The following is a 14096-nucleotide window of genomic DNA, read 5'->3' as shown; positions in this document are numbered from 1 at the left end:
CGCCCACGACCGCGACCGCGCCATCGACGGCCGGCGGGGACGGCTGCGCGCGTACGTCCGCATAACGGTAGCGCCACGCGTACGCCCAACACCTCCCTCACCTGCTCGCCCAACTCACCTGCCCGCCTTACTCATTCACTCGTCCGGCAATGACGGAAAGGACGCTTATGACCACAACCCTGCCCCCCTCGGCGCGCATCGGGAAGGCCGCTGTCGGGGCACTCGGCCTGCTGGCGGTCGCCACCGGTGCCCTGGAGTCGGTGGTGACGCCGACGCTCCCGCTCCTGCAGCGGGAGTTGGACATGAGTCCGGCCGAAGGCGCGCTGCTCAGCATCGTGCTCCTCATCACCGGCGCGCTCATCACGCCGGTCGCGGGCAAGTTCGGCGACCGCTACGGCGGGAAACGGGTCCTGATCCGGCTGATGGCGGTGGTCTCCGCCGGGGGCCTGGTGTCCGCCCTGGCGCCGAACCTGCCTGTGCTGCTGCTCGGCCAGGTACTGCAGGGAGCGATGGTGGGCGCGCTGCCCCTGTCGTTCATCCTCGTACGCAAACACCTCCCCGACGGAGAGTCGAAGGTGGCCATCGGCGTGGTCAGCGGGCTCTTCGTGGGAGGCGGGATGGCGGGCACGCTGGCCGCCGGGCCCGTCGCCGAAGGGCTGTCCCGGCACTGGATGTTCGCGCTGCCGACGTTCGCGGTCATCGGGTCCACCCTGCTGCTGGGCAAGCTGATGCCGGCGGACCCGCCGGGCAAGTCCCACGACGGCGGGGTCGACTGGGCCGGTCTGCTTCTCCTGAGCGGGACGCTGGTCACGCTTATGCTCGTACTCGCGCTGGCACCCGACATCGCCTCGCAGCCACTCGTGCTCGTCGCCCTCATCCTGCTTCTGGCCGCCTTCGTGAGCGGCTGGGTGGCCGTCGAGCGCCGTGCGGCGGCGCCGATGGTCGACCTGCGCATGCTGGCACGGCCCGCGGTGTGGAAGTCGTGCGTGCTGACGTTCCTGATATGCGTCGGCACTTCGGCGGCGGTCTATCTCGTACCGCAGTTGTTCGCGGTGTCCGACGACGCGTACGGCTTCGGGGCCAGCGCCACCGAGATCGGCTTCTTCCTGCTGCCTGGCGCCGTGGCCGCGACGCTGGCCGGGCCGCTCGGCGGGATCGGGGCGCGGCGTTTCGGCTCACGCGCCGTGGTCGCCACCGGCGTTGTCCTGATGGCCTTCGGCCTGCTCGCCCTGGCTGCCGTACACACCGAGGTCTGGCACCTCGTCGTCGGCAAGGCGCTGATCGGGCTCGCCAACGGCCTGTGCGTCACGGCGCTGGTGACCACCACCGCCACGTCCGTCGACCGGAGTGACACCGGCATCGCCACCAGCCTGGTCCTGGTGACTCGCGTGATCGGGTTCGCCGTGGGTGTGCAGCTCAGTGGGGCGCTTCTCACCGCCGCGACCCCGTCGGGGTCGGACGTCCCGGCCGAATCGGCCTTCGTCACCGGCTTCGTCATCGCCGGCGCCCTCACGGCGCTGTCCCTGCTTGTCGTCCGGACCTTGAACGTCCGCAGCGCGAACATCCGCCCCTGAACGTCGGCAGCGCGAACGTCCGCCCCTGAGCATCCGCAGCGCGAGCATCCGCAGCGCGAGCATCCGCACCGCGAACATCCACACCGTGAACGTCCGCAGCGCGAACGTCCGCCCATGAGCATCCGCACCATGAACAAAGGAGCCAAGGAATGACCCCCACCGAGCAGCCGACGGGCATCCGTACCACACTGAGGCGCAACGTCCTGATCTCCGGGGCCGGCATTGCGGGTCCCGCCCTCGCGTACTGGCTGAACCGCCACGGGTACGCGGTCACGGTGGTCGAGAAAGCGGCCACACCACGGAGCGGCGGCTACCCCATCGACATACGTGGCACCGCACTGGAGGTCGTCCGCAGGATGGGAATCCTGCCACGGCTCCAGGACGCGCACATCGACCTGCGCCGGCTGACCTTCCTCGACGGGGACGGCGGCACGGTGGCCTCCATCCACCCCCACACCGTCACCGGCGGTGTCGCGGGACGCGATCTCGAAGTGCGCCGCGGGGATCTGACCGAAGCCCTCCACACGGCGGTCCGTGACGACGTGGAGTTCCTCTTCAACGACTCCGTCGCCACCCTCCACGAGACCACCCACGGCGTCGACATCACCTTTCACGGGGGCGGCAGCCGTACCTTCGACATGGTCTTCGGAGCGGACGGTCTGCACTCCCACACGCGGGAGATCCTGTTCGGTCCCGAGGAACCGTTCCACCGCTACCTCGGGTACCGCTTCGCCATCTTCACCATGCCCAACACCTTCGGGCTCTCCCACGAGACCGTCATGTGGAACACCCCGGGCCGGTCGGCGGCTCTCTACGCCGTGGGGGACAACGACGCCGTCCACGCCTTCCTGAACTTCGCCCAGCCGCAACCGCCGTTCGACGCGTTCCGTAACCCGGAGGCCCAACGGGACCTGGTCGCCGAGGTCTTCGCCGACGCGCGATGGGAAGTCCCCCGCATGCTGGCCGCCATGCGCGACGCGGACGACGTGTTCTTCGACGGGGTCAGCCAGATCCGTATGCCCCGTTGGTCCAGCGGCAGGGTCGCGCTGGTTGGCGACGCCGCGTACGCCCCCTCGTTCCTGACCGGCCAGGGCACGAGCCTCGCGCTCGTCGGCGCGTACATGCTCGCCGCCGCCCTGTCCGACCGGAGCCACACGGCGGGCTTCGCCGCCTACGAACACGACACCCGCGCGTTCGTGGCCCTGAACCAGGACCTGGTTGGCGAGGGCGGCGCCACCCTCTTCCCCACCACGGCCGAGGCCCTGGAGCAGCGCAACGACAGGCTCCGCAACCTCCACACCGTCCCCACGCCGCCGGCCCGCCCGGCCCACTCGGCACTCACCCTGCCGGAACCGACACCCACGCCCTGCGTCCAGGCGCGCCCCCCGACGGTCACGGGGCGGGGGAGGAGCCGGCCGTCGGAGGGGGTGTGACACCGACAGGTACCGGTTCCGTGGCGTGCACGGCCGGCTCGGCCGTGAAGCCCAGCCGGCCCCGGGTGACGGCCAGCACGACGAGCGCCGCCGTGACGGCGGCCATCAGGAACGCCTGGGAGCCCTGCTTGTCCGTCAGCTTCGGGAACATGTCGGCCCAGGCCATCGAGAAGAAGTTGTTGACGCTGGTGTGCAGCAGCATGACCAGCGGCATGCTCTCGCCCGAGCGGTTGAACACCCACGTCATGACGGCGCTGAAGGCGAGCGCGGTGACCATGAACTCCACCACGCCCATCGGGTCAAGGCCCCGCCCGCCGCCCCAGTCGGTCAGGAACAGCGGCAGGTGCCAGGCGCCCCACAGGACACCCACGACGAGGGTCGCGATGAGCGGGCCGTAGCGGTTCTGCATCCGGGGCATGGCGAACTCGCGCCAGCCGGGCTCCTCCGCGAGGCCGGTCGTGATCATCTGGACCAGCAGGCCGGGCAGATACATGGCGAACACCATGGCGCCGGGGAGTGCGGGCTCGGTGTCCGTCATCGCGACGGTGGCGAGGGTCAGCGCGGCGGGGACCGAGACCAGCACCAGCAGATACCACTGCCAGCCGACCCGGAGCTTGGTCATCCGGGCCCGCCAGTTCCGCAGCCCCTGACGGCCCTCGGTCAGGTAGGTGATCAGCAGGGCCGCGCAGATCGGGCCGAGGTACGCGCCCGGCAGTACCCCCAGGATCTGACCGGAGCCGCCGGCGCCGAAGTCGTGGTGCCAGACCCCCAGCCCGTTCTCCGACAGGATGTACGGCGCCCAAGCCAGCCAGCTCAGTGCGTACGCGAGGATGAAGAACCAGGTCAGCGGGGCGCGTTGGAAGGCGCCTCGGATGCCTGAGGTGGTCTGGACGGTCACCGCGTGTCCTCTCGGATGGGCCTGCTGCGATGCGTCCAGCACACCAGCCACAGGGCCGCGGATCATTGCCGTGGACACCCCGATGGGCGGTACAGCAGCCTGTACTCGACCCCGGCGCCGGGCGCCCTGCCGGGAGCGCGCAGAGCCGCGCGACGACCTGTATCGGGGTGCCATTCCCCCCCCGGGCGCCCCCTCCCGGCCGCCGACGCGACAGGTCGGGCTTTATCTCTGGAATGTCTGGCTTGGGTACGCTGACCACCTGGCACGTACTGGCACGCCCATCCCCGGGTGCCCGGCCGGGCCGCGGGACCGTCGCCGTGAGGCCCGCGCTGGTAAGGTTGGGGCACGCTTGCAGAGATCCTGGGCCCGTGCCGGACAAGGCACGGGCCCAGGTCCGTTCAGGGCGTCGAGACGAGGAATCCCCAATGAAGGCGAAGCAGTCGGCCACCGGTCGCTCCGGATCCGGCAGGTCCGACCGGGGGAGGGCCCCGCGGGGCGAGCTCTCGGTGCCGGGGGCGCCGGCGCCCGGCCTCCCGCCGGCCGGCTCCTTCGCGGAGCTGGGGCTGCCGGTCGAGCTGATGGAGGTGCTGGCGCGGCTCGGGATACGGGAGCCCTTCCCGATCCAGGCGGCCACCCTGCCGAGCGCGCTGGCCGGCCGGGATGTCCTCGGCCGCGCGCGGACCGGCTCGGGAAAGACCCTCGCCTTCGGGCTTGCGCTCCTCGCACGTACGGCGGGCCGGCGCGCCGAACCGAAGCGCCCTCTCGCGCTGGTCCTGGTGCCGACACGGGAACTCGCGCAGCAGGTGAGCGAGGCGCTGGCTCCCTACGCGGAGGCGCTCGGGCTGCGCTCGGTGACTGTGGTCGGCGGGCTGGCGATGAACCGGCAGGTGGCGGCGTTGCGGGCGGGTGTCGAGATCGTGGTGGCGACACCGGGACGGCTGGCCGATCTCGTCGCCCGGCGGGACTGTCACCTGGACCGGGTGCGGATCGCGGTGCTGGACGAGGCGGACCAGATGTGCGACATGGGTTTCCTGCCGCAGGTCTCGGAGGCCCTGGACCTGACTCCCCCCGGCGGGCAGCGGCTGCTGTTCTCCGCGACGCTCGACCGCAACGTCGATCAACTGGTCAGGCAATATCTGAGCGAGCCGGTGCTCGCCGCGGTCGATCGGGCGGAGGGCTCGGTCGCGACGATGGAGCACCACGTACTGAACGTCCATCCCGCCGACAAGTACGTGACGGCGACCGAGATCGCGGCCCGGGACGGACGGGTGCTGATGTTCCTGGACACCAAGCACGGTGTGGACCAGTTCACCCGCCACTTGCGGAGCAGCGGCATACAGGCGGGTGCTCTGCACAGCGGGAAGTCGCAGCCGCAGCGTACGCACACGCTGGCTCAGTTCAAGGACGGGGCGATCACGGTGCTGGTGGCCACCAATGTCGCCGCCCGTGGCATCGACGTCGAGCACCTGGACCTCGTCGTCAACGTGGATCCGCCCTCCGACCCCAAGGACTACCTCCACCGTGGCGGGCGCACCGCGCGTGCCGGGGAGTCCGGCAGGGTGGTCACGCTGGTCACACCCGGCCAGCGCCGGGACGTGAACCGGATGATGTCGGACGCCGGGATCCGGCCCACGGTCGCCCAGGTTCGCTCCGGCGAGGAGACGCTGACCAGCATCACGGGCGCGAAGCGCCCGCCGGTGCAGGACGGGGCGAAGACCGGTAACGCGGCGTTCCGGGGTATGGGCACCCGCGCGGGCCGCCCGCCGAAGGAAACCCGCAAGGCCGCGGAGGCGCGCACGATGGCGGAAGCCCGCAAGGCGGCCCGAGCGCGCAGGGCCCACTGACGGGCGGCACGGCCGTCGCGGTCGGGGGACACGTCTCGGGGATACGTCTTGGGGATACGTCTGGGATACGTCCTAGGGACACAAGGAGGCACCCACTGCCTCGCATCGAGTGGAGCGTCAAGGAGTGCCGATGGCGAACAGGGTCCAACGACCCCATGAGGAAGCCGAGTTCGAGTTCATCCTGACTAGGGCGGACGTCCCGGTGCTCGCGTACTTCCACGGGGTGTGGCCCAAGGTCGCGGCAGCGTGCAAGGAAATGGACGCCCTGGCGCGGGAGGTGGCCGACGACTACCAGGGCCGACTGATCGTCGTGCGGGCCGACATCGCAAGGTGCCCCGGCCCCGTACGGCGTTACGGCGTCACCGGCGCGCCCTCCCTCGTGCTGATCGACCGGGGCGAGGCGATGGCGGCCGGGAGCGGCCCGATGTCCAGGACGGCGCTCGGGGAGTTCCTGGACGCCCACCTGTGAGCAGGCGCGTACGGGGGCGGCGAGTGCACCAGTGAGTGCCCTGGGAGCTCGCGCAAGGCGGTGAGGGTGCGGCTCAGGCGGTGAAGGCGCGGCTCAGGCGGTGAGGCCGCAGCTCCGGCGGGACAGGTCCAGCTTCGATCCCTTCACCAGACACCCCGCGATCATGTGAACCTGCTGGCCGTAGCTACGGCCCTGTACGGACGTCACCTCCCCGTCCGGGCCCACTTCGCAGGGGTTGTTGTCGGTGCACTGCTCGCCGGCGTCATTGTGGGTGTTGTGGATTCCCACGACTGTGGTGCTGTCAGGGGCCAGCAGAGCCGAACCGGAATCACCGTGCCAGGGGGCGCAGTCTTCTCCGGCGGCGTAGCGGATCGAGTTGTTCATCCGGTAGCCGCCCTCCCGCAGATGCGGGACCACGGCTTCGGCGGTGCATTGGTGGCGGCTGCCGACGGACGCCACGGTCAGTGGGTCACCCGCACGCACGGGGGCGGTGGCGAGCTGAAAGATCTTCGCGCCTTCGGCCTTCAACTGCGCGTAGGTCTTGTCCAGGCGGTAGAGCGCGATGTCGGTGCCGGTCATTGTCGCGTAGACCAGCCGGTTCGCACGGGCGGTGGTCTGGATGTAGCCCTGACGGTCGGCGATCGGTACCGCGCGGTCGGCCGGCCGGTCCACCAACGCGGCTCCGGGCGCGGGCCACTGTCCCTGCACACAGTGCCCGTTGGTCAGCAACAGCGCCGGGTCCCGCGGCCGGGAGGTGGGCGTGCGGACCACGGAGCCCGCACAGCCGCTCAGGTCCACCGTGCCCTCCACGTCCGGGATCAGATCATCGGGGGGCACGTCGGTGCCCGTGATGATGCCGTTGATCCAGTCGGCGTGCCGGGTGACATCGGTGTACAGCGTCTTGCCGCTTTCGTCGGGACCACTGACCACACCGGCCACGGCCCACCGGTCGCCGTCGCGGACCAGAGCGGGCCCACCGGAGTCCATGTTCGACGCGGCGACGCTGCCGTCGGGGCTGCCGATACACAACTCTCCACTGGGCTCGGCCGAGGGACACGTCGAGACCGGCTGCACCACGGTGTCGGCCTCCCGCAGCCTCCTGGAGAAACACGCCGCGTTGTCGGTGTCGTCGCAGGTCATGCCCCAGCCCATGATGCGGACGGGCGTGTTGTCCGGCGGCGTGGTCGAGGCGATTCGCACCGGCTCGGCCCCGACGGGGGTCCGCAGGTGCATCAGCGCGAGGTCGCGGCCCCAGAACCCCCCTTCGTCGTGACTGGTCGCCAGCCGGTAGTAATGGTCGACCTCGGCAACCTCGCCCCCGGAATTGGTGTCCAGCGACCCGACCCGGACCCTCCAGCCACGCGGAACACCCGCCTTCGCATTGGTCGGGTTCCGGCCGGCGCAGTGACTGGCGGTCAGAACCCATTGCGGCGCGAGGACTTCGACCCCGCAGCCGTGCTTGTCCGGGTGCGACGAGGCTGGGTAGGACGGCTGGAACGAGCCCATGAACGAGTAGGCCCGGGTGGACTCGGTGCCACCCACGACGGCCTGCGCCGGTGGAAGGACCACGAGGCCCGCGGTGAGCACGCCGCCCACAGTCAGGGCGGCCGCCGCCTTTCGGCCTGTCGACAGGTGCATGAGTGACTCCCCTTTTCATCTGCCGCCGGATCGCTCCGACAGGCTGGTACGGAACGGAACGGAGCGCCCAGCAGTCGGCTCTCCCCTCCGACCTCGCACGAGCCTGGACCCGGCGGTCCACCGGCAGGTCTCTCCCACGTATCGGGCACGGCGCGGCAGCCGCGCGATTGTGTATCAGCGTGTCCGGACGGGCCGGATCGGGCCCGGGAGGTGGTGCGAGACTCCTGGAGGGGTCTGGACAGCAAAGAACCCCAGGTCGCTGACCTGGGGTTCTCGTACAGAGCGGGCGACGGAGAGTCGAACTCGCGCTCTGTCCAACTGCTCCTCAAGCTCCTTACGGTCCCCTCGGTCGGTCCTACTGCGTGGCGTCGCAGGTCTCGCAGCGGCTTACGGCCGCCCGCCTGGTATTCCCCTCCGTCGCACGGAGCTGATACGAGGGCGAGAGGCGGCGCCATGCTCCCGGTGAGGGGGTGAGCACCCAGCCGTAAACGGGTGGTCGGATGTCGGCCGGGACGATGTGCGTACAGCCGGGAACGTGGGCCTTGCCGCTGGCGTGGATGATGATCGCAGCCGTCGGCCACTGGTCCCATTCGCCGGTGGACGCACTGCTGCGCGTCGCGCGCGGAGCGCAGTCCGCGCAGTTGTGCATCTCATGACGTTCGCAGTACCGCATCGTCCTCACTCTGCTCGGTCCGGCAATACAGACTAGGGCGCTCGTCACGCCTCGTCAGGCTGACGCCGTTACAGGTCACCAGGGGCCGGAAGCCGCCCGCAGGGTGAGCCCGGTGCCGACCAGTAGGACGAGGGTGGAGGTGGCCACCGGGCCCCAACGGGCCAGTTTCCGCAGGCCCTTCCACCGGGTGGCGGCAGCGGTACGCGTGCTGCGTTCGACGCGGTCGCGCAGGCGGACGAGGAGGAGTCCGGCGAGGGTGAGCGTGCCGGCCATGCCGAGTCCGTAGCAGAGGACGAGCAGTACGCCGAAGGCGGTACGGCCCAGGGCGACGGCGCCGAGGAGGACGACGAGGGCCGAAGGGCTGGGGACGAGACCGCCCGCGATGCCCATGCCGATGAGTCCGCCACGGGTCGCGGCGACGGGGCGGGTGTGGGTGTGGGTGTGGGCCTGGATGTGCGGTTCGGTATGGACGGGAGTGAGTACGGCGACGGCGGACGAACCGTCACCGTGCGGATGCGGAGCCGGATGCGCATCGTGAGCGTGCTCGTGAGGTCCATGCCCGTGGTGATAATGGTGGTGGCCGTGCGTGGGCCCACCCCGTACGGCCGAGCGCAGCAGCCACAGCCCGATCCCCGTCACCAGGAGCCCGCTGGCCAGCCCGAGCCACGTGAGCACCGTCTCCCCGGCGAGCGTCGTGGCCACCGGCAGCAGCAGCCCGAGGGCGAGCACCCCGGCGGTGTGGGTGAGGGTGACGGTCGCGCCGACGGTCACCGCGTCGCGCGGGGTACCGCGCCGGCCCGCCAGGTAGGCGGCCATGATGGTCTTGCCGTGGCCGGGCAGAGCCGCGTGCGAGGCGCCGAGTACCACGGCGAGGAGCAGGGCCAACAGCCCCACCGGGACGGTGAGTTCGCGCGTACCGACGAGTGAGTCGAAGACTCCGGACACCTTGTCCAGCGCGGCCGTGACGGGGCCGGGTACCCAGTCCGCGCCGGGCAGCGCGGCGGCGGACGCCGACCCCCCGCTCGACCCGCCCGGTTCCGTGCGCAGGGTGGCGGAGCGCTGGTCGAGCGGGGGCGCCAGCGGGTCCGTCGGATAGCGGCGCAGTTCGTCGGTGGGGGACGCGGCGGGTACGTCGCTCGTCTTCAGCGTGACACCGTCGCCCCGCGCGGTGATCTCCCGCCAGCCGATCCGGCGGCTGTCGTAGGTGGTGCGTACGGTGACGTCCGCCGGTCGTCGCAGATCCGTCGGGGCGGTGAGCGCGCACCGGAGCCGGCTCGTGGGGAGCCCGGCCTCGCCGGGGTGGTAGGTGAAGCCGCTGTTCCGGACGGTGAAGGCGAGGGCCGTTCGGCCGTTCTTGACGCGCAGTCCGCCGGCGGTGGTCGCACAGGCCGTACGCGCGTACTGACGCGCCTCGGCGGCGTTCACGGCGCCGCTGCCGTCGCGGTCGACGCCCGGCAACTCCTGGGCTGCGGCGATCTCGGCGCGGTCGACGACGAGGAGGGCGTCGACGCGGTCGGTGTGGAGCGTGAGACCGGTGTGGTGGTTGACCGTGAAGTTGCCCAGTGGGTGCGCGGAGGCGGCGGGCGCGGTCGCGCCCCCGGCGACGGCCGCGACGCTCAGCAGGAGCCCGGCCGCGAGGACACGGCGCGATGCGGGATTCATGAGGTGCCCTCGTTTCGGTCAGGAACGCGGTCGAGGGCGTGGTCAGGGACGCGGTCAAGGGCGCGGTCGAGGGCGGTCCGGGCGCGCGGTGCGTGCAGCGGGTGGAAGTGGGGGTCGACGGCCAGCGCCTCTTCGAGGTCCTTCCGTGCCGCCGGCGCGTCGCCGAGCGCGTCGTGGATCATCCCCCGGTGGTAGCGGTGGAGCGCGCCGCGCGTCCCGAGGGACAGGGCGCGGTCGGCGTACGGCAGGGCTTCCGCGTCCCGCCCGGCGCGGTGCAACGCCCAGGCGTAGGCGTCCTGTACGGCGATGAACGGCCGCGTCTCGACGGCGGCGCGCCCCATCGTGACGGCCCGCTCGGCGTCGCCGTGATCCGCCTCGAAGAGGATCGCGTCCGTGTCGGCCGGGTCGCCGGAGACCCGGCGCACCTGCTCCTGCGCGCGCAAGATGCCGTACTGCGTACGGGCCTCCGCGTCCCGCCCGAGGGACTGCTGGAGTTCGCCGAGGCCGAGGACGTACTGCGGCAGCGGGACGATCGCGACGGCGGCCGTGTAGTCGGCCACGGCCTGCCGGTCATGACCGAGCGCGGCGTGCGCGCGGGCGCGCGCCTCCAGCAGCGGCGCGTCGGCCTTCGCGCCGCGAAGACCGGCCGACGCCTCCCGTAGCGCGGTCGCGGCGTCGCCCGACTCCTGCGCCAGCGTGGCGAGATGGAGCCGGGCGAACGCCTGGTCGGACGGCGAGGCCGCGTCGTTCAGCGCGCGCCTCATGAGCGCGCGGGCGCGCGGGATGTCGCCGCGCAGCTCCCAGGTGTAGGAGGCGCGGGCGAGCGAGGAGGTGTCGGGGCGCAGGTCGGTCATGCGCTGTACGGCACGGTACGACTCCTCGTACCGCCCGAGCTGGGTGTACGCATCGGCGAGTACCCCCTGCGCGGCGGCGTTCGACGGGTTGGTCGCGGCGGCCTTCCGGCCCCAGGTCAGCGCGGTGGCGAAGTCGTGGCGGGCGGCGGCGAGCGCGCCCATGCCGGTCTCGGCCTGGTAGTTGTCACGCGGCTGGACCTTCAGCGACCTGCGGAGGGCGGACTCGGCCTTGGCGTAGAGGGCGGGGTCGGCGGTGGTACGGCCCTGCTGGACGTACGCCATGCCCAACTGCGCCCAGCCGACAGGGTTCTCCGGCAGTCTGCGCAGCTCTGCTCGCAGCGCGTCGATCGATCCACGGGGTGAACTGCCCCCGGGCCGCTCGTCCTTGGCGGTTCCGGGGTGTTGGTTCAGCGGCGACAGCCCGACCGTTCCGGCGATGAACAGCGCGGCGCCCAGGGCCACGGTGACGGTGGCGGCGCGCAGCCTTCTGCGGCCGGGGGGACGGAAGTTCGGGTCGGTGGCCTGATCCGGGGCCGGGTCGGGGGTGCCGGTCTGCTGGGGCACGGTCCTCCTCGCGGAGCGCGTACAGATGTGGGGGTGGGGTCCTGTGTCTGTGCGTGCGCGGTGTCGCGCATGGCGGCCGGGCGGGGGCGGGGCCCCCCGTCCGGCCAGAGGCGGACCGGTGGTCGGCCGGTCGTCCTTCGGTCAGTCGGTGCTTCGGTGCTTCGGTGTTCGGTGCTTACGTGTTCGCTGTTCGGTGCTTCGGCGTTCGGTGCTTCGTTGCATCACCGCGGCGCTGCGGCGTACGGGCGCGACGTCGTGGTGTCTGTTCAGCTGTCCGCTGCTCGCGGTGCCTGTTTGCCTGTTCGCCTCTTCGGCTGTTCGCTCAGGCGGTGCTGGTGTTCCTGCGGCGCCACAGGCGGAAGCCGCCGGTGCCGAGCAGCAGTGCGCCTACGCCGCCGATGGCCGCGGCGTCGGTGGGGTCGAGTGCGTTGGACGCCTGGTCGGCTTCGACTGCCCGGTTCTTGGTGCCCGACTTTGTGGTGCCCGACTTCGTGGTGCTCGGGAGCGCCAGGTAGGGGAAGGTCCTCCCGAAGCCGACGTCGTTGGTGTCGACCTTGTCGCCCGCGGCCAGCGCGGGGACGAGCTTGCCGGTCTGTGCGGCGCCCTCGACGGCCTGGAGCGAGATGTCGATCGCGTCGTCGGCGAGCCGGCGCCCGTTGGGGAAGCCGGCCAGGTCACCGGCGAGTACGCCGAGCCGCTGCGGCTTCTTGGCGGGCTTGACGCCCATGTTGAGCCGCAGTTCCTCGGCCGGGAAGATCCGGCCGGGGTCGGCGTCCTTGTTGAGCCGGTGCGCGTTCAGGTCGGCCTTGATCGGCCCGCACGCCTTGCAGATACCGGTCAGGTAGATCTCGGCGAGGTCGTCGCGGGGCGTCTTGGGCGCGGGGATCCCGTACACCTGCTGGATCAGCTTCGGCAGGATCGGGTCGTAGACCTTGTCCACCACGGGCTGCACGGTGCGGTCCTGGTCCGGCGAGATCGAGTTGAAGGCGTCCTTGTACTTGAGCGGTACGACGACCTCGTTGACCAGCGGGTTGCCGAGACGCGAGACCTGCCGGAGGCTGTCGCGGGTCTTCTTCCGGTCCCCCATGACGTCCGCGCCCTCGCGGTCCGTGGTGGACCACACGCCGACGACGGGGTTACGGGCGGCGTCGCCGCGCAGCGCCAGGAACTTCTTGGGCACCTGGAGGGCGACCGAGTTGACGTTGTAGCCGGCGAGGGTGTCCTGGCCGCGCTCGCTGAGGTCACCGCCGTACAGCAGGTCGAAGACCCGCAGGTCGGCGAAGAACGGGTCCTCGGCCTGACCCGCGAACGCCTTCGCGCCGCCCGGCACCTGTCGGACGGCCTGGGCGCGCAGGGCGCCGTAGTTGGGCATCGACGCCTTGCCGACGCGCGACGGCGCGACGGGGGCGTTCCGCAACAGGGTGCGGGTGCTGCCGCCCTCGGTGACCGTCAGGTCGTACGTCTGACGGAAGTTGAGGTTCGGGTCGTCGATCTTGCGGACCGGACCGGTGTTGTACAGGAACTGGTTCTCGGCGTCCCGTACCTCGTTGCGGAAGCGCCAGGTGTACGTGACGTCGGCGACGCCGTCACCGGTGTTGTCGATCTTGACGTTGTAGCGGGCGTCGTCCGCGAACGCGTAGAAGTTCGGGCCGCCGTTGGGCTCCTCGAACGGGATCCAGTTCGCGACCAGGGTCACGGTGTCGGAGCGGTCCGGGCTTGTGAACGCGTACACGTCCGTGTTGTCGGCCCGCGGGTCACCGGCGGTCATCGGCGCCTCGCGGTGACTGGACGCGGCGCTGATACCGGGCGCGAGGCTGAGCACGGCCAGCCCGGTGGCGAGCGCGCCGGCGCCGAGCACGACCAGGGACTGATCGAGCGTGCGCCGCGAACGCGGCCGTGCGGAAGTGGTCTTCAAAGGTGTTCCTCTCGTCTGCGAACCGCCTCCCGGCGTGGGGCGGGGCCGCACGGCAGGAGGCGGGATTCGGCTGGTTGATGTGATCGCCCGACCGGCGGGCCGGGACGCCGGTACGCGTCCGGGCGGCTTCGACGAAGACACGGGGTCTGGGCGTCTTCGCCGGTCGGGGAAGACCGCGCACCGGGTGTCCGGCACGCAGAAGGCAGACAAGCATGAGGAACGGTGAGTAATTGCCCATTTCGCCGGGCGCTGGCACTCGGGTACGCGGAGGGCCGACGCGAAACCCCAGGTGACGCGCCGTTGAGGGCAGGTCGAACCGGGGCGCGGAACGCGGCGCGACACGAGACGACCCGTTAGCCCGATCGATGGCCCGCGACCCCGGACCGAGCCCGGCAACAAGCAGGGCTCTGACCGCCGATCAGGGCGTTCGTCGTAGAGCGGTGTCTGGCTCAGGGTGACCGGCTCGCTCCCGAGCCGCCCACGGTCTCGGGGCCTCCTTCGGTTGAGGCGGTTGAGGCGGTTGAGGTTTGCGACAGATCGTCGTAATCTTTTTACGACAGGTTGTCGCATAA

9 protein-coding genes are annotated in these 14096 nt (G+C 71.2%); 4 read left to right on the top strand and 5 right to left on the bottom strand.

The genetic code is table 11. The annotated features are described in order from the left end of the window. The first annotated feature begins 167 nt into the window (after positions 1 to 167). On the top strand, positions 168 to 1574 hold the full coding sequence (locus tag ACFUN8_RS00150; RefSeq protein WP_383629452.1) for an MFS transporter: 1407 nt from the start codon (positions 168 to 170) through the stop codon (positions 1572 to 1574). 149 nt (positions 1575 to 1723) lie between these two features. Beyond that, on the top strand, positions 1724 to 3007 hold the full coding sequence (locus tag ACFUN8_RS00145; protein WP_383629450.1) for an FAD-dependent monooxygenase: 1284 nt from the start codon (positions 1724 to 1726) through the stop codon (positions 3005 to 3007). Here ACFUN8_RS00145 and ACFUN8_RS00140 read toward each other — a convergent pair. Further along, positions 2967 to 3905, bottom strand: coding sequence for a CPBP family intramembrane glutamic endopeptidase (locus ACFUN8_RS00140; RefSeq protein WP_383629448.1), 939 nt, complete (start codon positions 3903 to 3905; stop codon positions 2967 to 2969). The two genes, ACFUN8_RS00145 and ACFUN8_RS00140, sit on opposite strands and share 41 nt — an antisense overlap. A gap of 425 nt (positions 3906 to 4330) precedes the next feature. Here ACFUN8_RS00140 and ACFUN8_RS00135 point away from each other — a divergent pair, with 425 nt between their 5' ends. Continuing rightward, positions 4331 to 5749: a DEAD/DEAH box helicase gene (locus tag ACFUN8_RS00135; protein ID WP_383629446.1), complete on the top strand. Its 1419-nt coding sequence runs from the start codon at positions 4331 to 4333 to the stop codon at positions 5747 to 5749. Positions 5750 to 5879: 130 nt separating this feature from the next. Further along, on the top strand, positions 5880 to 6218 hold the full coding sequence (locus ACFUN8_RS00130; RefSeq protein ID WP_383629444.1) for a thioredoxin family protein: 339 nt from the start codon (positions 5880 to 5882) through the stop codon (positions 6216 to 6218). Positions 6219 to 6311: 93 nt separating this feature from the next. Here the strand turns inward: ACFUN8_RS00130 and ACFUN8_RS00125 are convergent, their stop codons facing one another. From ACFUN8_RS00125 to ACFUN8_RS00110, 4 genes are all read right to left on the bottom strand, one after another. Then, the gene (locus ACFUN8_RS00125) at positions 6312 to 7856 is read right to left on the bottom strand and encodes a trypsin-like serine protease (protein ID WP_383629442.1); all 1545 of its coding nucleotides are present in this window, start codon (positions 7854 to 7856) and stop codon (positions 6312 to 6314) included. A gap of 748 nt (positions 7857 to 8604) precedes the next feature. Continuing rightward, on the bottom strand, positions 8605 to 10191 hold the full coding sequence (locus ACFUN8_RS00120) for a nickel/cobalt transporter (protein WP_383629440.1): 1587 nt from the start codon (positions 10189 to 10191) through the stop codon (positions 8605 to 8607). Beyond that, entirely contained in the window at positions 10188 to 11609 is a 1422-nt protein-coding gene (locus ACFUN8_RS00115; protein WP_383629438.1) for a tetratricopeptide repeat protein, read from the bottom strand. Before ACFUN8_RS00115 ends, ACFUN8_RS00120 begins: the two co-directional genes overlap by 4 nt. Positions 11610 to 11931: 322 nt before the next feature. Continuing rightward, positions 11932 to 13524 carry a DUF4331 domain-containing protein gene (locus ACFUN8_RS00110; protein ID WP_383629435.1) on the bottom strand — a complete coding sequence of 531 codons (1593 nt, stop codon included), beginning with the start codon at positions 13522 to 13524 and terminating at the stop codon, positions 11932 to 11934. Positions 13525 to 14096 lie beyond the last annotated feature (572 nt).

The sequence above is a fragment of the Streptomyces sp. NPDC057307 genome (assembly GCF_042667665.1).
Classification (GTDB): Bacteria; Actinomycetota; Actinomycetes; order Streptomycetales; family Streptomycetaceae; genus Streptomyces.
Note: the sequence above shows the minus strand (reverse complement) of the source record. Positions and strands in the feature narration are given on the sequence as shown.

Excerpts from the sequence above, each read along its gene's own strand:
- ACFUN8_RS00150 (WP_383629452.1), top strand. The coding sequence starts at position 168 with ATGACCACAACCCTGCCCCCCTCGGCGCGCATCGGGAAGGCCGCTGTC.
- ACFUN8_RS00145 (WP_383629450.1), top strand. The coding sequence starts at position 1,724 with ATGACCCCCACCGAGCAGCCGACGGGCATCCGTACCACACTGAGGCGC.
- ACFUN8_RS00135 (WP_383629446.1), top strand. The coding sequence starts at position 4,331 with ATGAAGGCGAAGCAGTCGGCCACCGGTCGCTCCGGATCCGGCAGGTCC.
- ACFUN8_RS00130 (WP_383629444.1), top strand. The coding sequence starts at position 5,880 with ATGGCGAACAGGGTCCAACGACCCCATGAGGAAGCCGAGTTCGAGTTC.
- ACFUN8_RS00125 (WP_383629442.1), bottom strand. The coding sequence starts at position 7,856 with ATGCACCTGTCGACAGGCCGAAAGGCGGCGGCCGCCCTGACTGTGGGC.
- ACFUN8_RS00120 (WP_383629440.1), bottom strand. The coding sequence starts at position 10,191 with ATGAATCCCGCATCGCGCCGTGTCCTCGCGGCCGGGCTCCTGCTGAGC.